Annotated in this window: 18 protein-coding genes; 11 read left to right on the forward strand and 7 right to left on the reverse strand. The window is 71.9% G+C overall.

Translation table 11 applies throughout. The features are described from left to right. Positions 1-37: 37 nt before the first annotated feature. From BLU27_RS01475 to BLU27_RS01495, 5 genes are all read left to right on the forward strand, one after another. Complete coding sequence (locus tag BLU27_RS01475; protein WP_092649839.1) at positions 38-958, forward strand: carbohydrate ABC transporter permease; 921 nt, start codon at positions 38-40, stop codon at positions 956-958. A 16-nt stretch (positions 959-974) separates the two neighbouring features. Next, the gene (locus BLU27_RS01480; RefSeq protein WP_092649841.1) at positions 975-1,946 is read left to right on the forward strand and encodes a carbohydrate ABC transporter permease; all 972 of its coding nucleotides are present in this window, start codon (positions 975-977) and stop codon (positions 1,944-1,946) included. A 182-nt stretch (positions 1,947-2,128) separates the two neighbouring features. Beyond that, on the forward strand, positions 2,129-3,286 hold the full coding sequence (locus tag BLU27_RS01485; protein ID WP_092649843.1) for a Gfo/Idh/MocA family protein: 1,158 nt from the start codon (positions 2,129-2,131) through the stop codon (positions 3,284-3,286). Continuing rightward, the gene (locus BLU27_RS01490) at positions 3,283-4,458 is read left to right on the forward strand and encodes a dihydrodipicolinate synthase family protein (RefSeq protein WP_092649845.1); all 1,176 of its coding nucleotides are present in this window, start codon (positions 3,283-3,285) and stop codon (positions 4,456-4,458) included. The genes BLU27_RS01485 and BLU27_RS01490 overlap by 4 nt, the downstream gene beginning before the upstream one ends. Continuing rightward, positions 4,455-5,345, forward strand: a complete 891-nt coding sequence (locus tag BLU27_RS01495) for a sugar phosphate isomerase/epimerase family protein (RefSeq protein WP_092649847.1) — start codon at positions 4,455-4,457, stop codon at positions 5,343-5,345. The genes BLU27_RS01490 and BLU27_RS01495 overlap by 4 nt, the downstream gene beginning before the upstream one ends. A 39-nt stretch (positions 5,346-5,384) precedes the next feature. On the opposite strand, the gene BLU27_RS01500 is transcribed toward BLU27_RS01495, so the two are convergent. Genes BLU27_RS01500 through BLU27_RS01515 form a run of 4 tightly spaced genes read right to left on the reverse strand, consistent with a single transcriptional unit; the run spans position 5,385 to position 9,300 of the window. Next, positions 5,385-6,221: a class II fructose-bisphosphate aldolase gene (locus tag BLU27_RS01500; protein WP_092649849.1), complete on the reverse strand. Its 837-nt coding sequence runs from the start codon at positions 6,219-6,221 to the stop codon at positions 5,385-5,387. Between the two features lie 16 nt (positions 6,222-6,237). Then, entirely contained in the window at positions 6,238-7,398 is a 1,161-nt protein-coding gene (nagA, locus tag BLU27_RS01505) for an N-acetylglucosamine-6-phosphate deacetylase (RefSeq protein ID WP_092649851.1), read from the reverse strand. Positions 7,399-7,414: 16 nt separating this feature from the next. Continuing rightward, positions 7,415-8,398, reverse strand: a complete 984-nt coding sequence (locus BLU27_RS01510; RefSeq protein ID WP_241827722.1) for an ROK family protein — start codon at positions 8,396-8,398, stop codon at positions 7,415-7,417. Beyond that, positions 8,395-9,300, reverse strand: a complete 906-nt coding sequence (locus BLU27_RS01515; protein ID WP_092649853.1) for an SIS domain-containing protein — start codon at positions 9,298-9,300, stop codon at positions 8,395-8,397. Before BLU27_RS01515 ends, BLU27_RS01510 begins: the two co-directional genes overlap by 4 nt. A gap of 267 nt (positions 9,301-9,567) precedes the next feature. On the opposite strand from BLU27_RS01515, the gene BLU27_RS01520 reads away from it, so the two are divergent. Both BLU27_RS01520 and BLU27_RS01525 read left to right on the forward strand, forming a co-directional pair. Then, on the forward strand, positions 9,568-10,356 hold the full coding sequence (locus BLU27_RS01520) for a DeoR/GlpR family DNA-binding transcription regulator (RefSeq protein ID WP_092649855.1): 789 nt from the start codon (positions 9,568-9,570) through the stop codon (positions 10,354-10,356). A 65-nt stretch (positions 10,357-10,421) separates the two neighbouring features. After that, a complete protein-coding gene (locus BLU27_RS01525; protein WP_092649857.1) occupies positions 10,422-11,267 on the forward strand; it encodes a metallophosphoesterase family protein in 846 nt (281 codons plus the stop codon). Positions 11,268-11,631: 364 nt separating this feature from the next. On the opposite strand, the gene pdxH is transcribed toward BLU27_RS01525, so the two are convergent. Next, positions 11,632-12,465 carry a pyridoxamine 5'-phosphate oxidase gene (pdxH, locus tag BLU27_RS01530; RefSeq protein ID WP_092649859.1) on the reverse strand — a complete coding sequence of 278 codons (834 nt, stop codon included), beginning with the start codon at positions 12,463-12,465 and terminating at the stop codon, positions 11,632-11,634. A 91-nt stretch (positions 12,466-12,556) separates the two neighbouring features. Between pdxH and BLU27_RS01535 the strand changes: the two genes are divergently transcribed. After that, entirely contained in the window at positions 12,557-13,240 is a 684-nt protein-coding gene (locus BLU27_RS01535) for a class I SAM-dependent methyltransferase (protein ID WP_092649861.1), read from the forward strand. 77 nt (positions 13,241-13,317) lie between these two features. Further along, complete coding sequence (serC, locus tag BLU27_RS01540; protein ID WP_092649863.1) at positions 13,318-14,463, forward strand: phosphoserine transaminase; 1,146 nt, start codon at positions 13,318-13,320, stop codon at positions 14,461-14,463. 45 nt (positions 14,464-14,508) lie between these two features. Here the strand turns inward: serC and BLU27_RS01545 are convergent, their stop codons facing one another. Continuing rightward, positions 14,509-16,194: an SdiA-regulated/phytase-like domain-containing protein gene (locus tag BLU27_RS01545; RefSeq protein WP_092649865.1), complete on the reverse strand. Its 1,686-nt coding sequence runs from the start codon at positions 16,192-16,194 to the stop codon at positions 14,509-14,511. 325 nt (positions 16,195-16,519) lie between these two features. Here BLU27_RS01545 and BLU27_RS01550 point away from each other — a divergent pair, with 325 nt between their 5' ends. Then, the gene (locus tag BLU27_RS01550; RefSeq protein ID WP_157728145.1) at positions 16,520-17,158 is read left to right on the forward strand and encodes a YesL family protein; all 639 of its coding nucleotides are present in this window, start codon (positions 16,520-16,522) and stop codon (positions 17,156-17,158) included. On the opposite strand, the gene BLU27_RS01555 is transcribed toward BLU27_RS01550, so the two are convergent. Further along, a complete protein-coding gene (locus tag BLU27_RS01555) occupies positions 17,155-18,048 on the reverse strand; it encodes a helix-turn-helix transcriptional regulator (RefSeq protein WP_197681631.1) in 894 nt (297 codons plus the stop codon). The genes BLU27_RS01550 and BLU27_RS01555 overlap by 4 nt on opposite strands. A 101-nt stretch (positions 18,049-18,149) precedes the next feature. Between BLU27_RS01555 and BLU27_RS01560 the strand changes: the two genes are divergently transcribed. After that, positions 18,150-19,604: an MFS transporter gene (locus BLU27_RS01560; RefSeq protein WP_157728146.1), complete on the forward strand. Its 1,455-nt coding sequence runs from the start codon at positions 18,150-18,152 to the stop codon at positions 19,602-19,604. Positions 19,605-19,667 lie beyond the last annotated feature (63 nt).

The raw sequence follows: 19,667 nt of genomic DNA on the forward strand, positions 1-19,667 counted from the left end.
GGCGACGGGAAGCGACGAAAGGCGGGGACAGCAGGCGATGCGCAAGGGCCGGGTGCCGTTCATCATCACGTTCCTCACTCCACCACTGGCGCTCTACGTGGTCTTCGTCCTCTCGCCGTTCGCGCAGGGGATCCAGATCTCGTTCACCGACTGGACGGGGTTCACCCCGGAGTTCAAGTACGTCGGGCTGGCCAACTACACCGCGCTGATCCAGGACTCCGCGTGGTGGCACGCGGTGCTCAACAACGTGAAACTGTTGCTGGTCGTCCCGCTGGTCACGCTGGCGCTGGCGCTGGTGTTCGCGACGCTTCTCACCCGCGGCGGGACGGGCGGGGCCCGGGAGGGGTTGTTCGGGTCCCGCTTCTACCGGGTGGCCTTCTTCTTCCCCCAGGTCATCCCGGTGGTGATTGTGGCAATCATGTTCCAGTTCATCTACAGCACCCAGGGCGGGCTGCTCCAGCAGACGCTCGCCTTCTTCCACGTCGACCTGCTGTCGGTCATCCCCAACGGCCCGCTCGGCAACCAGGCCTTCATCCTGTGGGCGATCATGTTCGCGGCGATCTGGTCCGCGGTCGGTTTCTACATGGTGTTGTTCATCGCCGGGATGCAGCAGATCCCGCGTGAGCTGTTCGAGGCGGCCGCGATCGACGGCGCCACCCGGCCCAGGATGTTCCGCCACCTCACGCTGCCGCTGCTGTGGGGGCACGTCCAGGTGTCGCTGGTCTACATCGGCGTCGGGACCCTGGACATGTTCGCGCTGCTGTCGGTGATGGCGCGCAACGGTGTCTCCGCCGACTTCGGCGCGGACGTGATGGCGACGCAGTTGTTCCGTACGGCGTTCGCGCTCAACTCGCAGTTCGGGTACGCCTCGGCGATGGCGACCATGTTGCTGATCTTCTCGCTCGTCCTGGCGGTGGTGACGTTCCGGGTCACCCGCCGGGAACGCCTCGAGTACTGAACGAAAGACGACCCCCATGACGAGCCTCCCCACGCCCACCGCCACCGGCTCCCCCGGCGATCCCGGCGCTTCGGGCGCTTCGGGCGCTTCCGGCGCATCCGCGCCGCCCTCGCCACACCTGCCGGCACCCGCCTTCCGCGGCGCCCGGCTGCTCGGCGACGGCATCCCGCAGCTCTTCCTGGTCGCCTGGGCGTTGCTGGTGATCCTGCCGATGGCGTGGGTACTGATCTCCTCGCTGAAGACCAACAAGGAGATCTACGACAGCCCGTTCGGGCTTCCCGCCACGCCGCAGTTCACCACCTACGTCGAGGCGTGGCAGACCGCGAACATCGGCCGGTTCTTCCTCAACACGGTGATCGTGGTGGTGTGCGGCGTCTTCTTCACCCTGCTGCTGTCGTCGATGGCCGCCTACGTGCTGGCGAGGTACGCCTTTCCGGGCAGCAGGTTCATCTACTACCTGTTCCTCGTCGGCATGACCTTCCCGCTGTTCCTCGCGATCGTCCCGCTCACCAAGGTCACCCAGAACCTCGGCCTGCAGCAGACCCTGCCCGGCCTGGTCATCGTCTACGTGGCGTTCTCGCTGCCGTTCTCGGTGTTCTTCCTCACCGCGTTCTTCCAGTCGCTGCCGAACGAGCTCGCCGAGTCGGCGTTCATCGACGGTGCCGGTCATTTCCGTACGTTCTTCTCGATCATGTTGCCGCTGGCCAAGCCGGGGCTGATCAGCATCGGGGTGTTCAACTTCCTCGGCCAGTGGAACCAGTACCTCCTGCCGCTCGTGCTCAACACGCCGAAGGACAACGAGCGGAGCAACTTCCTGTTGACCCAGGGTCTGGCCGACCTCGCGCTGCGTACGCGCTACGAATCCAGTTCGACCTCTCTGGCACAGATGTTCGCCGGACTGGTCATCGCGATGATCCCGGTCCTGGTGGTCTACGTCGTGTTCCAGCGACGGGTCGAGGAAGGCCTCACCGCGGGCGCCCTGAAGTAGCCCCGCGGTAGTCCCGCAGTAGTCCCGCGGGCTGGCCCGGCCCGGACCCGCCCGGGGTCTGCCCAAGCTGGCCTCAGCCGTGTCCGTCGCCGGGCTTGCTCCCGGTCGACCGGCTCCGATAGGCTCGCTGGAAAGCGTTTTCCACCTGTTTCCCAGAGCAGGTTGTTCAGCGGGAGGAACCGATGGCCGTGCGTGAAGTCGGGGTCGTCATGAACGGCGTGACCGGCCGGATGGGGTACAACCAGCACCTGGTGCGGTCGATCCTCGCCATCCGGGACCAGGGCGGCATCGAACTCGCCGACGGGACCCGCGTCGTTCCCGACCCCCTCCTGGTCGGCCGCTCCGAGCAGAAGCTGCGTGACATCGCCGACCGCCACGGCCTCACCCGGTGGACAACCGACCTCGACACCGCCCTGTCCGACCCGTCCACCCTGATCTACTTCGACGCCCAGACGACCCGCGCCCGGGAGAAGTCGGTGCTCGCCGCGATCGCCGCCGGCCGGCACGTCTACTGCGAGAAGCCGACGTCGGACTCGGTGGCCGGCGCCCTCGAACTCGTCCGGGCCGCCCGCGAGGCCGGAGTGAAGAACGGCGTCGTCATGGACAAGGTCTTCCTCCCCGGCCTGCGCAAGCTCCGGCGGCTGATCGAGGGCGGGTTCTTCGGCCGGATCCTGTCCGTACGCGGGGAGTTCGGCTACTGGGTGTTCGAGGGCGACTGGCAGCGCGCGCAGCGGCCGAGCTGGAACTACCGCGCCGAGGACGGCGGCGGGATCACCCTGGACATGTTCTGCCACTGGAACTACGTCCTGGAGGCGATCGTCGGCCGGGTCCGCGCCGTCACCGCACTTTCGGTGACCCACATCCCGCAACGCTGGGACGAGCAGGGCCGCCCCTACGACGCCACCGCCGACGACGCGGCGTACGCGATCTTCGAGCTCGAGGACGGCACCATCGCCCAGCTCAACTCCTCCTGGGCGGTGCGCGTCTACCGCGACGAGCTCGTGGAGTTCCAGGTCGACGGCACCGAGGGCAGTGCGGTCGCCGGGCTTCGCAACTGCCGGATCCAGCACCGGTCGACCACCCCGATGCCGGTGTGGAATCCCGACCTGCCGGTCACCGAGCCGTTCCGCCAGCAGTGGCAGGAGGTGCCGGACAACGCGGTGTACGACAACGGCTTCAAGGCGGAGTGGGAACAGTTCCTGCGGCACGTGCTGGAGGAGGACGCCGCGCCGTTCCCGTACGACTTCCTGGCCGCTGCCCGGGGCGTGCAGCTGGCAGAGCTCGGCATCCAGTCGTCCCGCGAGGGCCGGCGGATCGAGGTGCCGGAGGTCGGCGTATGACCGGCGTGCGGTTGAACCTTCCCGAGCCGGACGGGTCGATGCGTCCGTACGACTTGACGGCACCGCGGCAGTGGGTCCGGCGAAGTGAGGGCTTCGCCTCCCGGGTCGCCTTCGCCGCCGCGCACGTCGTGGCAGACCCGTTCGCCGACAACACCCCTGGCGCCCCGGCCCGGCTGGACTGGGACGCGACGCTGGCCTTCCGCCGGCATCTGTGGGCGCACGGCCTCGGTGTCGCCGACGCGATGGACACCGCGCAGCGCGGCATGGGCCTGACCTGGGACACCACGGCGGAACTCATCCGGCGCAGTGCCGCTGAGGCCGCGGCCTGTGGCGGGCGGGTCGCCTGCGGCGCCGGCACCGACCAGCTACCGGCCCTCGGCGGTGCGGACACCTCCGGGCCGCCTGGCCTGGACGACGTGGTCGCGGCGTACGAGGAACAGCTCGCGGTGGTCGAGGACGCCGGGGCGCAGCCGATCCTGATGGCCAGCAGGCACCTTGCCGCCGTCGCCCGAGACGCCGACGACTACCGCAAGGTCTACGACCGGCTGCTCGCCCAGGTACGCGGGCCGGTGATTCTGCACTGGCTGGGGCCGATGTTCGACCCCGCACTGACCGGCTACTGGGGGTCGGCGGACCTCGCCGCCGCTACCGGCACGTTCCTGTCGCTGGTGCGAGATCACGCCGATGTCGTCGATGGTGTCAAGGTCTCCTTGCTGGACGCCGACCACGAGATCGCCGTCCGGTCTGGCCTGCCAACAGGCGTACGCCTCTACACCGGGGACGACTTCAACTACCCCGACCTGATCGCCTCCGGGTCCGACGCCCTGCTCGGAATCTTCGCGGCCATCGCGCCGGCCGCCGCCACCGCGCTGGCCGCGCTGGACGCCGGTGACACCGCGGCCTACGACGAGGCGTTCGGGCCGACGGTCCCGTTGTCGCGGCACCTGTTCGGCACTCCGACGTACTACTACAAGACCGGGATCTGCTTCCTGGCCTGGCTTTCCGGCCACCAGGAGGCGTTCACGATGGTGGGCGGGCTGCAGAGCGCACGTAGTCTTCCCCACCTGGTGGAGGCTTTCCGGCTCGCCGACCGGGCCGGCCTGCTGCCCGACCCGGATCTCGCCGCCGCACGGATGCGAACCCTCCTCGCCCTGCACGGAGTCGCCGCGTGAACACCAGTCCCGTCGGCAGTGACGCCGGGAGCCATACCGGGAGCCATACCGGGAGCGGCGTCAAGCCGGACCTGACGCGGCTGTCCCTCAACCAGAAGACCACCAACACCTGGGGTGTCGCGGAGGCTGTCGCCGGCTGTGTACGCAAGGGGATCCCCGCCATCGGCCTGTGGCGCGAACCCGTGCAGGACGTCGGCCTGGAACGCGCGGTCGAGCTCGTGCGCGACGCGCGCCTTCGGGTCTCCTCGCTGTGCCGGGGCGGCTTCCTCACCGCCGCCGAGCCGGCCGCCCGTCAACGCGCACTTGACGACAACCGGCTTGCCGTCGACGAGGCCGCCGCGCTGGGCGCACCCTGCCTTGTGCTGGTCGTGGGCGGCCTGCCGGACGGGTCGCGGGACCTCCCCGCAGCGCGTGAACGGGTGGCCGAGGCCATCGCCGAACTCGCGCCGTACGCCGGTGAACGTGGCGTACGCCTCGCACTCGAACCCCTGCACCCGATGTACTGCGCGGACCGCGCCGTGCTGTCCACCCTGGCGCAGGCACTCGACCTCGCCGAGCAGTTCCCGGTCGAGCAGGTCGGCGTCGTCGTGGACACCTTCCACCTGTGGTGGGACCCGGAGGTCTGGACCCAGATCGCCCGCGCGGGTGCGCGGATCACGTCGTTCCAGGTGTGCGACTTCAACCTGCCCATCCCCGCGGACGCGCTCCTGGCGAGGGGGATGATGGGCGACGGCGTGATCGACTTCCGGCCGTTCCGGGAGGCGGTCGACGCCGCCGGGTACACCGGCGACATCGAGGTGGAGATCTTCAACGCCGAGGTGTGGGCCGCCGATCCCGACGAGGTGCTCGCCACGATGATCCAGCGGTACGCCGAACTCGTGCTCTGACCTGCCCCGCCGCCCGGAGGACCCGCCCGACGGATCAGGTCAGGCTGCGCGAAGAACCCCCAGCAGGCGGGCCACCTCGGCGGCCACCGCGTCGCGTCCCGGCGCGAGGTACTTGCGGGTGTCCACGACCTTCGGGTTGGCGGCGAGGTAGTCGCGTACCGCTCCGGTGAACGCCTGGTTCAGCGAGGTGGCGATGTTGACCTTCGTCATCCCCGCCTCCACCGCCCGGGTCAGGTCGGCGTCAGGCACTCCGGACGAGCCGTGCAGCACCAGCGGTACCGGCACCGCCTTGCGGTTGGCGGCGATCAGGTCGAAGTCGAGCGACGCGGTCTTCTCCAGCATCGCGTGCGAGGTGCCCACCGCGATGGCGAGCGCGTCGATGCCGGTGGACTCCACGAACGCGGCGGCCTCGTCCGGGTCGGTACGCGCGCCCGGAGCGTGCACGCCGTCCTTCCCGCCGACCTCGCCGAGCTCAGCCTCGACGAACACCCCGGCAGCGTGGCAGTGTTCGACCACTTCCCTGGTGGCCGCGACGTTCTCGGCGTACGCCAGGACCGACGCGTCGTACATCACCGAGCCGAACCCCAGCGCGACGGCCTCGTGCACGAGTTCGGGCCGGGTGGCGTGGTCGAGGTGGACCGCCACCGGCACCGACGCCGTTCGCGCCACCGCGAGCGTGGCCAGCCCGATCGGCTCCAGGGCACGGTGGTACTTCACGGCGTTCTCGCTGATCTGCAGGATCACCGGCGCGCCCGCACGTTCGGCACCGTCAACCAGCGCTTGCGCGTGCTCGAGCTGGATCACGTTGAACGCGCCGACACCGCGGCCGGCCCGCGCCGCGTCCCCTACGATCTGTCCGGTCGGCACAAGCGGCATCGCAGATTCTCCTTAGTCAGTGGGAAAACAGCTCGTCGGCGACCGGTTCGGGCGACACCCACGCGCCGCGCCGCATCACCCTGGCCGCCCGCAGGTCTTCGTCGAGGACCACCAGGTCGGCGAACAGCCCCGGTACCAGGGCACCAACGTCGGTGAGCCCGAACGTGGCGGCCGGTGTGGTCGCCGCCATCCGCGCCGCGTCGCACAGGTCGAAGCCGGCCTCGCGGACCACCAACCGGAACGCCGCGTCCATGGTCAGCGTGCTGCCCGCGATCGAGTCGCCGTCCACCAGCTTCACCAAGCCGTGGTCGACGCGTACGGACTGTCCGCCGAGGTCGTAGATCCCGTCGGGCATCCCGGCGGCGTCCATCGCGTCGGTGACCAGCGACACCCGGCCAGGCCCTGCCGAGCGGGCCGCCACCGCGATCACGCCGGGGTGCACGTGCATGCCGTCGGCGATCAGCTCCACGGTCACCCGAGGGTCCTCCAGCAGGGCTCCCACCGGCCCCGGTGCCCGGTGGTGCAGCGGCGGCATGCCGTTGAACAGGTGCGTCGCCACCCGCGCGCCGGCGTCGACGGCGGCGAGAACGGTGGCGTAGTCGGCGTCGCTGTGCCCAACCGCGACGACCACCCCCGCGTCGGACACCTGGCGTACTGCGTCGAACCCACCCGGCAACTCCGGCGCCAACGTCACCATCGACACCGTGCCTTTGCCCAGGCGGAGGAGCCGGTCGAGTTCGGCGGGGTCGGCCGGTCGAAGGTACGCCGGGTCGTGCGCGCCGCGGCGGACCTCGCTGATCCACGGGCCCTCCAGGTGCATCCCGGCGACCACGCCGTCGAGCACGAGGTCGGACAGCGCGGCGACCTGGCGTTCCAGCTCCTGCGCGGTCGTGGAGATCAGGCTGGCGAACGTCGTGGTCGTGCCGTGCGCCCGGTGGAACGCCGCCACCCGGGCGGTCACCTCCGGATCGGCCCGGAGATACGACCCGCCGCCACCGCCGTGCACGTGGGTGTCGACGAAGCCGGGTACGACGGTCCGCCCGGCAAGGTCCAGGTCGACGGGCCGGTCCGGTGTCCCGGAGCCGACGCCGACGATCCGCTCGCCGTCCACCTCCACCCAGCCGGGCTCGAGGATCTCCTCCGGTGTCACGACCTTGGCGTTGGCCAGCAGCGTCACGGGCTCCTCCGTCGCGTCAGTGCTTCGTGCCTTCGGCCAGCAGGGCCGCGCCCAGACATCCTGCCTGATCACCCAGCGCGGCCCGGACCAGCCTCGGCCGCCGCTGGAACGTCAGCCGCTCCTCCAGCCCACGCCGCAGCGGGTCGAGCAGGAGGTCCTCGGCCTCGGCCAGGCCGCCGCCGACGATGACGACCTCCGGGCCGAGCAGAGTCACGGCCGTGTGCAGCACCGTCACCAGAGCGTCGACGGCCTCGTCCCAGACCGCGCGGGCGTCGGGGTCGCCGTCTCGGACCCGCAGAGCGACGTCGGCCGCTCCGGACACCGGTGTCCCGGTGCGTGCGGTGTAGCGGCGCGCCACGGCCGCCGCGGAAGCGATCCGCTCCAGGCACCCGCGCCCGCCGCAGCCGCACGGCTCACCGTCCGGCTCGACGACGATGTGCCCGACCTCGCCGGCGTACCCTCCGGCCACCAGCGGCCGCCCGTCCACGATGCAGCTCGCCGCGATCCCGGTGCCCAAGGCGATGAAGAGCACGTCCCGCGCCCCGGCACCCGCGCCGAGAACGCTCTCGGCCAGCCCTCCGCCGCGTACGTCGTGACCGAGTGCGACGGGAATGCCGAGCCGGTCCTGCAGCGTGGCCACCAGGGGCGCGTCCTGCCAGCCGATGTTCGCCGCCACGACAGCTACGCCGCGGGCCTCGTCGACGATGCCGGGCACGACCAGGCCGGCGGCCACCGGTGCGTCCAGTCCGGTCTCGGGTGCCCGCGCGGCCAGCGCCTCCAGCGCGAAGCCGATCTGGTCGACCACGGCGTCCGGTCCGTCGGCGACCGGGGTCGGGAAGCTCATCCGCGCGCGGACCCGGCGCTCGGCGTCGACCAGGGCACCCTTCATGGAGGTGCCGCCGACGTCGAGCGCGGCGACGCAGCCGCGGGAGGCGGAGTCGGTACGGGAGGCGGAGTCGGTACGGGAGGCGGAGTCGGTACGCGGGGCGGAGTCGGTCACGCCTGGACCGAGTCGTTCGCGGTGTCCAGGACGACCGACCTGGTGAGGTTACGCGGCCGATCGGGGTCGAGTCCCTTGGCCGCGCCGATCTCCACGGCGAGCCGCTGGATCCGGATCAGCTCCGCCATCGGGTCGCGCGCGGGCTCGCAGACCACGAGCGCGCCGAACTTCTCCACCTCGTCCAGAAGGCCGGGGGGCGGCGTACCGAGGAACCACACGACCGACGAACCGTCGGTGATGCTCATCGGTCCGTGGCGGTACTCCATCGCGGGGTAGGCCTCGGTCCACGACAGCGACGCCTCGCGCATCTTCAGCGCGGCCTCGTTGGCCAGGCCGATCGTCCAGCCGGTGCCGAGGTAGGTGAACTGCCGGAGCTCGGTGGCGCCGGCCGGGAGCGGCTCGGCGACCGTGGTCTCGGCGTCGGCGATCGCGCCGGTGAGGTCGGCACCGAGGTGGGTGCGCAGGAGGGCGAGTACCGAGGTGGCGAACCGCGTCTGGACGACGGACTGCTCGTCGGCGAAGTCGAGGACGACCGTCTCGTCGGAGCACTCCATCACCGGGGTGTTCGGGTCCGCGGTCAGGGAGACCGTGGGCACCCGGCCGCGCAGCCGGGTCAGTGCGGCGAGCACCTCGCTCGTGGTGCCCGAACGCGTGATCGTGACCACCCGGTCGTAGCGCCGGTCGGCGGGCAGCTCGCTGGCGGTGAACGCGTCGGTCTCGCCCTGGCCCGAGCCTTCCCGCAGGCTGGCGTACGCCTGGGCCATGAACCACGACGTGCCACAGCCGAGCACGGCGACCCGCTCGCCGGGGCGGGGCAGCACCGCCGCGGCGGACTCGGCGAGCGCGACGGCACGCCGCCAGCACCCGGGTTGGCTGGCGATCTCCTCGGTCACGAATTCCATGCCTGGTCCCTTCCGCGAATTCGGCTGCCCGCAGCATAGGGCATGGAACGCCCATTTGTGCATGCTTCGAGCTATAAATGAGCACTCCCGTGCAAGATCATCGGGGGGAGAGTCCCGAGGGTCCTACCCCGGGTGATTGTTCCCGGATGTGCGTTCAAGCACCAGCCTTGCAGGCTCCGGGCACTCTATGATCGGTTCTCCCACCACACGCGCAGCTTCGAACAGCTCGAAGCGGAAGAGCCGCGGTACCGAACAGAGGCGATGCCCATGAACCGCTACGAGCGGCTCAACGCGATTCTCGAGCTCGTCGCCGAACGCGGCCGGATCGACGTCGAGACCCTTGCCGGCGAGCTCGCCGTCTCCACCGCCACCATCAGGCGCGATCTCGACCACCTCGCCCAGCAGCAGTTCCTCACCCGCACCCGCGGCGGAGCGGTCGCGCACAGCGTCGCCTACGACCTCCCCCTGCGCTACAAGACCGCCCGTCAGGCCACCGAGAAGCAGCGGATCGGGCAGGCCGCCGCCGACCTCGTTGCCGTCGGCATGGTGATCGGCATCAACGGCGGTACCACCGCCACCGAGGTGGCCCGCGCCATCGCCACCCGCACCGACCTGCGGTCACCGAACGAGGGACGCCGGGCGATCACGATCGTCACCAACGCCGTCAACATCGCCAACGAGCTCACCGTCCGCCCCCACGTCAAGATCGTCGTCACCGGCGGTGTCGCCCGGCCGCAGTCGTACGAACTCGCCGGGCCGCTGGCCACCCACATCCTGGAGGGCGTGAGCCTCGACCTCGCCATCCTCGGCGCGGACGCGGTCGACCCGCTGTACGGCGCGAGCGCCCACCACGAGGGCGAGGCGGACATCAACAAGCTCATGGCCTCACGCGCCCGGCGGGTGGTCGTGGTCGCCGACAGCTCCAAGGTCGGCGGCCAGGCGTTCGCCCGGATCCGACGGCCGGAGGAGATCGACATGCTGATCACCGACGTGGGCGTCGGCGACGACGCGGTGGCGAAGTTCGAGGAGGCCGGCGTTCAGGTGATGCGCGTCTGAGACTGGCCAGACGGGATCCGAGACTGCCGGCGAACGCACCGCGTGCGGTCTGGGACAGTCAGGCCATGCGCATCCTGCACATCTCCGACCTGCACGTCGAGCCCGCGCCGGAAGAACGCCTCCCCGGGCTGATGGCCTCCCTCGACCGCGACCGGGACCCTCTCCGGCGCGTGGGCGCCGAGCTGATGATCGTCTCCGGCGATCTGACCACCTACGGCAGCTCCCGGCCCGAGCACCTCGCCCTCGCCCGGGAATGGCTGGACTCCCTCGACATTCCGTACCTCGCCGTGCCCGGCAACCACGACCTCGGGCCGAGCCCGGCCCGCGGCGAACGCAGTCCCGTGCAGGAGGCGTACGAGGACGTGCCGTACGCACGGACGGGGTACGGCCGCACCTTCGGCACCGACCCGGTGCAGGTACGCGACCTCGGCGAACTGCGGGTCGTGGGCGTCGGGGTGCGTGAGGACGACCCCGACGGCGCGCTCCCCCGGCTGGCGGAGACACTCTCCGCCGACACCCGGCCGGTGATCCTTGTCGGCCACTATCCGCTCGCACCGACCCGGGACCCCAAGCCACACGAGGAGTTCGGGTCGGAGGCGTTCGTGCCGCACACCGGCGCGGCACTGCTCGACCTGGTCCGCCGGCACCCGAACGTCCGCCTGTACGCGTGCGGCCATGTCCACGTCACGTCCGTACGACAGCTCGCGCCGCACTGCACCCAGGTGACGGCCGGCTCGCTCGGCCAGGGCGCGAGCACCTACCGCGTCTACGACGTGGACCCGGCAGGCCTCACCTACGCCACCGCGCTGGGCGCGGGACCGCTGGGGTTCTGGCACACCGTGGACCCCAACCTGTCCGGGGAGTTCTCCCTCGGCACCAGCGCGGAACGATCCGGGCGCCTCGCCTGGTGACGAGCGCCCGCCGGCGAGGGTTCGCCGGCCGTCTCATCTGGTGAGGTCTCGGTGGAAACCTTGTTGTCTGTTCCGCCGGCACCGCGTACGGTCGGGCGTACACGAGGAAGGAGGTGGTCCAACGCATGCATAGCTTTGGGACTCGTGAGGTGGCTGTCCGCTAGCCGCTGTCCCCTTAGTAAGGACTGACTGCCGATCACCGGCTCGTCCTGAGGGTGCCCGCGCCAACGCGTGTGTGTGCACCGGATGGCGGTCGGCGAATTCAGGGCAGCCACCCGACCCGCGGGCGCTGGATCTAGTCCCTCCAGCACAAAAAGCCCGCGGGTCGTCCCATGCCCGAAACCGTTCGGGCCGCGGCAGGCGTTCAGGGCGCCAGCCGCTCCGTGATCCAGTCTTCGTCCGTACGCCGGTACCGCACCCGGTCGTGCATCCGGCCCTGCCGGCCCTGCCAGAACTCCACCACTTCGGGGCGTACGCGATATCCGCCCCAGAAGTCCGGAAGCGGCACGTCCTCGATGCCGGCGAACCGCTCTGCTGTCTCCGCGTACGCCCGGTCCAGGCTCTCCCGGTCGGCGACCACCTGCGACTGCGGGCTCGCCCATGCACCCAGCCTGCTCTCCAGTGGCCGGCTGGCGAAGTACGCGGCCGACTCCTCCCGGCTCACCCGGGCGGCGGGCCCGGTCACCCGCACCTGGCGTTCCATCGCGTGCCAGGGAAAGACCAGCGCGGCTTTCGGGTGGGCGTCCAGGTCGGCGGCCTTGGCCGAGCCGTAGTTGGTGTAGAAGACGAAGCCGCGCTCGTCGAGCCCCTTGAGGAGTACGGTCCGAGCCGACGGGACGCCGTCCGCGCCGACGGTGGCGACCACCATCGCGTTCGGCTCGGGCACCTTCTCCGCCAGCGCGTCGGCCAGCCAGGTGTGGAACAGCACCAGCGGATCGCCGGGGAGTTCGCTCTCCACGAGTTCACCGCGTCCGTAACGGCGGCGCAGCTCGGCCAGCCGGGCCGCCGACGGCAGCTGCGCCGGTGGGGCGCTGCGATGCACTTCCCTTTCGAACGAGGCCGGTTCGCTGCCGAACGGCGGCTCCGCACCCAGTGGAGGCTCCACACCCAGGGGCGGCTCGGGCCGGACCGGCGGCTCCTCACCGGCAGTCCGCGGTCCGCGGCGCGTTCCACCTGTCTCGTCGTCGTGTGCGTCCATGAATCCCGACACTAGGGCATGCCCGGAACCCACCCTGGCATCCCGCAGCGGACCTTGACGCGGAGCGCACGGGAAGTGCGACCGTTGGACCATGAGCGAGCACACTCGTGAGGCTCCGCGTTCCTGGCTGCTGGACAAGCCGCTGACCGGGTTCGCGTTGCCCTCCGGCCGGCTGGGGTCGCTGCAGGGCTGGCTGATGGGCAGGCTGAACGGCGACGAGCAGAGCGAGGCCGGCGCCCTGCTCGCCGCCCGGCCCGGCGAACACGTCCTGGAGGTCGGGTACGGGCCCGGCGTCCTGGTGGAGCGGACCCTGGCCGCGGGCGCCCACGTCACCGGCGTCGACCCCTCGCCGCAGATGGCCGCGCAGGCGCGGCGCCGCAACGCCGCCGCCGTCGAGGAGGGGCGGGCCGACCTGCGGGTCGGTACCGCCGAACGCACCGGGCTGCCCGACGGCACCTTCGACGCGGTTGTCTCGGTGAACAACGTGCCGATGTGGTCCGACCTGGACGCCGGGATGCGGGAACTGCACCGGGTGCTGCGACCCGGCGGCCGGGCGGTGGTCACCTGGCACGGTGGCGACCGGCCGAGGTTCGTCGCCCGCCGGATCCTGCTGGCCGACGACGTACTCGAACGGATCGTGGCCGGCATGCGGGCGGCGTTCGGGACGGCCGAGCTGCACCGGGGCGACCGCCTGGTGGCGATGCTGGCCCACCGCGCCCCGGCCGAGCCGGACGGAGCCAGGGCCGGGCGCCGCCGGCCCGGTCCACCCGGCTGACACAATGGCGGGAGCCGGACACAGACGTCTGGGTGACCCGTTTGTCCCGCTCCCCGCCCGTCCGCAGAGGTGGCACCGTGGCTGACGCCCTCGATCCCGCACGCATCACCATCCCGTCCGACCGGCTGCCCGGCGACGGCCGGTTCGGCTCCGGCCCGTCGAAGGTCCGCCCCGAGGCGCTGGCCACCCTCGCCGGCCCGGCCGCCTCGCTGCTCGGCACCTCCCACCGGCAGGCACCGGTCCGCAAGCTCGTCCGGCGCGTACGCGAGGGGATCGCCGCGCTGTTCGAGCTCCCCGACGGCTACGAGGTCGTTCTGGGCAACGGCGGCAGCACGGCGTTCTGGGACATCGCGGCGCACAACCTCGTCCGCGACCGGGCGCAGCACCTGTCGTTCGGTGAGTTCTCCGCGAAGTTCGCGTCGGTGACCGACGGGGCGCCGTTCCTGGGCAAGCCCACCGTCGTCCGTGCGGAGCCGGGCACGCTCGCCTCGCCGACCGCCGAGGCCGGGATCGACGCGTACGCCTGGCCGCACAACGAGACCTCCACAGGAGTGATGGCACCAGTGCGCCGGGTGCCCGGCGCCGATGACGACGCGCTGGTCCTCGTCGACGCCACCTCCGGCGCGGGCGGCCTGCCGGTCGACATCACCGAGGCCGACGTCTACTACTTCGCCCCGCAGAAGTGCTTCGCCTCCGACGGAGGGCTGTGGCTCGCGGTGATGTCGCCGCGGGCGTTGGCCCGGGTGGACGAGATCGCCGCGTCCGGCCGCTACGTGCCGACGTTCCTCGACCTGCCGACCGCGATCGACAACTCGCGCAAGGACCAGACGTACAACACCCCGGCGATCGCCACCCTCGTCCTGCTCGCCGAGCAGCTGGACTGGCTGCTGGGCCTCGGCGGGCTCGCCGGTGCGGTCGACCGTACGACCGACTCCTCCAGCCGGCTCTACACCTGGGCGGAGAAGTCGGAGTACGCCACGCCGTTCGTGACCGACCCGAACGCCCGATCGCTCGTCGTCGGCACCATCGACTTCGACGACGCGGTGGACGCCTCGGCAGTGGCGAAAGCGCTCCGGGCGAACGGCGTCGTGGACGTCGAGCCGTACCGCAAGCTCGGCCGCAACCAGCTGCGGGTGGCGATGTTCCCCGCGGTCGAGCCGGCCGACGTGGAGGCCCTGACCGGCTGCGTCGACTACGTGGTGGAGCAACTCCGCGCCGGCTGAGGGTCGCCGCCGCTCGCGATCCTTCGGGATCACGGCCCTTCGGGATCACGGCCCTTCGGGGTCGCGGTCGGTGTCGCGGTACAACGGTCGCCGGCGCCGGCCCTGGCCGTGCTCCTCACCCCGCCGCCGCGAGCTGTCGGTCGGCTCCTCGGGCCAGTCGGTCTCGGCGGGCGGCCGGGCCGCGGGTGGCCGTGCACGTCGGCCGGGTGAGCCGGCCGAGCCCGAGCGGCTTGTACCAGACGAACCCGACGAGCGGGCCGATCCGGAGGACCGCGGCCGGCCTGCCGGGCGGGGTGGCGGTACGTCGTTCCCGCGTTCTCGCCGCCAGTCCTCGTCCTCCCACGGAAGCGGAGTGTCGTCCTGCCAAGCCTGCTGGGCCGGCTCCTGAGCCGACTCCCGGGCCGATTCCCTGGCCGGGCTGTCGGTACGTCGCCGCCCGCGCCGGCCCTCGGACGGCTCGGACGGGTCGGCCGGCCAGCTCGGTCCCCGGCCCACGTCGCCGTACCCAGCGGCCTGTACCGAGCCGGGCGGGCGGGCGTACGCCTGCGTCCACCGCTCCTCCCCCGGATCGGCCGACGGCAGGCTGGACGGTACGGGCGGGCGGCGCGACCCCTGCGCCCGGCCGGGGCCCGGGCGTGGGCGCCGGCGCGAGGCCGGGTACGCCGCGAGCCCGGCCAGCAGGGCGGCGGCAATCACCAGAAGCAGGATCCAGCGCGGGAGACCGCTCATCAGGGAGCCGTCACTGCCGGCGGAGGTGGGCGCCTGCGCGGTCGGGGACGGGCTGGGCGACGGGGTCGCGTTCGGAGCCCGACGCGAGGGAGCGGACGCGGCCGCGGTGAACGGCAGCTCGTACACCGCCGAGTTGGCGCCCTCGCTGCCCAGGAACAGCCGCTTCCCGTCGGCGCCGACGGCGAGGGACTCGCCCTGCCGCTGCGGCTGGCTCAGCGGGATGGTTCGTTCGGGCTTGCCGCCGGGCCAGCGCAGCACCCGCACGTCGGCGTACGTCCGCAGCACGATCGCCGAGCCGTCCGGAAGGAACGCACCGTCGGTCACCATCGCGGGAGCGTCGGCGACCTTGGTGAGGGGGGCGGTGGTCCCGGCGACGAGGTTGGCCGGCGCGGCGTAGATCGCGCCGCCGCCCGGGTCCTTGGTCACGACGTAGACCCGGGCGGTACGCGGGTCGACCAGCAGCGCCTCCGCGTCGTGCGCGCCGTCGGGATACCTGAACCGGAAGCGGCTCCACTCCACCGGCTGGTCGATCGGCGACTCCGGCTCCCGGAACCGGTAAATCGTGATCCGGTCGCGAACGCGTGTGTTGTCGCCGATGTCGCCGACCCAGATGCGCCGTTCCGGTCCCGGCGCGATGGCCTCCCAGTCGACGTTCTCGGCGGTCCGGAGCGAGATCGTGCCGGCCACCCGGCCGCGCGGGTCGACCAGGAAGACCCGAGGCTCGTCGCCGGAGTCGTTGTGGGTGTAGAAGTAGCCGCGGTGGACAGCGCTCGCCGCCAGCCCGCTGGACTCGGTGATCCGGGCGTCGCCGATGCTGAACACCTTGCGTTCCTTGGCCGGATCCGCGGGAGCGGCGTACGACGAAGTGGCGTACGACGCAACCACCACCGCGCCGAGCACCAGTGCGGCGACCGCCGCGGCCAGGCGCCGATGCGTCGGTCGCGGGGCCGCCCGGCGGAGTCGGCCTGACCGGTGACCGTCGAGTGCGGGATGCGCCCTCACGTCCGTCGTACCTCCAGCAGGTCGTGCTCGGAAGCGACGAACTCCATCACATCAACCTGGTGGCCCACAAGTCTTCGGAACGCAGCGGTCAGACCGTCGGTGCGCACAGCCGTCAGCCTTTCACGAAGGGTTCGGTGGCGGGCCCTGCGTGCGTGCACGCCCGGCCCGGCATCGCGCCATTGTCGACCATCTCGCCCCGGCGATGATCCGGACCCAGGGCAAAGCCCGAAGGCCGCGTCCGGTATTCACCGCCCGCCGACCTGTCCGTGGCCGGGGACCGGGCCTTAGGGTTGGTGATCGCTCATCAAAGCCGGGAGACGTTCGGATGCAGATCCTCACCAGACCCCTCGAGGCCCTGTTCACCATGGTGGTCGCGGGGTTGCTGTGGGTGCTCACCGCCGTTCCGCTGGTGACCCTCGGTCCGGGCACGGCCGGTCTCGCCGCAGTGATGATGGAATGGGGCGAGGACGGGCCCCCGTCGGTCTGGTCGACGTTCTGGGGCGGTTTCCGGAGCCACCTGCGGCAGAGCCTGGGCCTGGGGTTCGGCGCCGCCGTCGCCGGAGCGTTGCTGACGATCGATCTGCTGTACGGCCTGCGGGCCACCGACGCACCACTGCGGGCCGTGGTCATGGTCGCCGCGATCATCGGGATCCTCGCCGTCGGCGGGACCCTGGTCTTCCTGTTCCCGGTGATGGTCACCTACCCAGCGCCGTGGCGCCGGGTGCTGCGCAACAGCGCGCTGTTCGCGGCGGCACACCCGTTGACGACCTTGCTCAGCCTGTTCCTGTTGCTGCTCGCGGCGTTGCTGGTGATCACCGTGCCCGCGGCGGTACCGGCGATCGCCGGGTTCGTCACCTGGGTGATCAGCCGGCTGGTCCGCCGGGTGTTCCGCCGCTTCGCGGCTCGTCAGGAGGCGGTCGCCCGCAAGTCCGAACGCACCGGGCCGCCAGTGGCGGCGGGCTAGTCACGGCGGGCCGCCCCCGACCACTCGGTGGACGCCGGCAGCTCCCGCATCCGCCGCAGGGCCTCCTCGGCATCGGCGTCGGCCGCGGTGTAGACGACCATCCGCGCGTCGGGGCGTTCGCGCAGCCACAGGCTGGTGGTCTCCAGGCGGAGCAGACCGACCCCGGGATGCCGGAACAGCTTGACGCGGCTGCCCGGGCTGGCCACGGCGTGGTCGCTCCACATCGCCGCGAAGTCCGGTGAGACCTCGGTGAGCTCGTGTACGAGGCCGGTCCACGCCGGCTCGCCCACGTGGTCCGCGCTCGCACCGCGGAACAACGCCAGCGAGTGCGCGGCCTCCGACTCCCAGTCGACCATCATCGTCCGCCACGCCGGCTCGGTGAACAGCAACCACAAGACGTTGCGGCGGTGGCCGGGCAGGACGCGCCAGTCGCCCATCAGCGCCCGCGCGGACCGGTTGGCGGCCACCAGGTCATAGCGCGGCGTCACGACGTTGGCCGGGTAGGGCTCGAGGGCGTCGAGGACTCGCTGGATCACCGGGTCGACCGGAGTGGGCGGGATCGGCCGCTCGGGCGGTGTGGCGCCGGACAACGCGAACAGGTGCCGGGTCTCGTCGGGATGGAGGCGCAGGCTGCGCGCGATCGCGTCGAGGACGGACGGCGAGGCGTTGATCCGGCGGCCCTGCTCCAGCCAGGTGTACCAGGTAACTCCGACCCCGGCGAGCTGGGCGACCTCCTCCCGGCGCAGGCCGGGGGTGCGGCGGCGGCCGCCTGGCGGCAGGCCGACGTCCTCCGGCCGCAGCCGATCCCGGCGCGAGCGCAGAAACGCCGCGAGCTCGGCACGCCGGGGTTCGGCGCTTCGGGGTTCGGCGCTTCGGGGCTCGGCAGTCACGGACACCATGATGCTCCGGCCGGAGAACCGGTGCCAGGTGGTGGCGATACCAGGATGAGGACGCTCTGGTACCAGGCTGGCGGGCGCAGAACGCTGCCTTCGTGACTACCACCACCTTCCCCTCTCCGGCGGGTCGGGCTGCCCGGGTGGCCGACCGGTTCGCGCTGCCGGTCCTCCTGCTCGGTTCGTTCCTCGCCACCGCCAACTTCTTCGTCGTCAACGTCGCCTTGCCCACGATCGGCAGGTCCCTGCACGCCAACGCCGCCGCGCTGCAGCTGGTCGTCGCGGCGTACTCGGTGTCGTACGCGGCTGCGCTGGTCGCCGGCGGCCGGCTCGGTGACCGCTTCGGCCGGCGGCGGATGTTCGTCACCGGGCTGGTCGGGTTCGCCGCCGCCGGTCTCGCCTGCGGCCTGGCCGGCAACGCCTGGACCCTCACCGCCGCCCGGCTGGTCCAGGGGGCGGCGGCGGGGATCTTCGTACCGCAGGTGCTCAGCACGATCCAGGCCGGTTACGCCGGAGCGGCGCGTCAACGGGCGCTTGCGGGGTTCGGCGCCACGCTCGGAATCGCCTGTGTGATGGGGCAGTTGTACGGCGGCGCGGCGGTCACCCTCGACGTCGCGCACCTGACGTGGCGACTGGTCTTCCTGCCGTTCGCGCCGGTCGCGTTGCTGGTCGCCGTGCTGGCGGTCCGCCTCGTTCCCGACACCAGCGGCCGGCCGCTCCCCCTGGACCTGCGCGGCGCGGCACTCCTTACGATCACCCTCGTTCTTCTGCTCGTGCCGCTGAGCGTCGGCGCGGGCGCGGGCCGGCCCACGTGGGCGTGGGTGGCCCTGGCCGCCGCACCGGTCGCGGCGTACGGGTTCTGGCGCGACCAGCTGAGCCGCGAACGCGCGGGCGGTGCGCCGCTGCTTCCGCCGTCGCTGGTCCGGCTGGCGGCGTTCCGGCGCGGGCTGGCCGTCGTCGCGGTGTTCTTCGTCGGCCTGGGCGGGTTCCTGCTGACGACCGGCATCTCGTTGCAGGAAGGACTGGGCATGAGCCCGCTGGGTGCCGGGTTCGCGCTCGCGCCGTACGCGCTCGGCTTCCTCGTCGCCTCGCTGACCGTGCCGCGGCTGGTCGGCCGGTACGCCGGCCGAGTGATCGTCGCCGGCGCGGTCGTCCTCGCGGTGGGCCTGGCCGCCGCTGCCGTCCAGGCGAGTGTGGGCTACGACGGGCTGACGGCCGGTGCCCTGCTCCCGGCGTTCACGGTGATCGGTTTCGGTCAGGGGCTGGTGATGATGCCGGTGTTCGGCGTGGTGCTGGCCAGGGTCCCCACCGACCGGGCGGGCGTCGCGAGCGGCGTGCTGACCACCACTCAGCAGGCGACGATCGCGATCGGCGTCGCCGCGCTCGGAACGGTGTTCTTCCGGGTCGCGTCGACCGGCTCGGCCAGCGGAGCCGCGACCGGAGCCACCGGCGCCGACTGGCGGGCCGCCACCGTCGCGGTGCTCGCCGCCGAGGCCGCCCTGGCCCTGCTGACCGGAATGATCGCCACCCGCCTCCTCCGCTCCGGCGACTGATCTCCTCCTGCGAGTGACCCGGCCGGCGGGTTCGGCGCGAGCCGAGCGGCCGCCGACCGGGGG

The sequence above is a fragment of the Actinopolymorpha singaporensis genome (genome assembly GCF_900104745.1).
Taxonomy (GTDB): Bacteria; Actinomycetota; Actinomycetes; order Propionibacteriales; family Actinopolymorphaceae; genus Actinopolymorpha; species Actinopolymorpha singaporensis.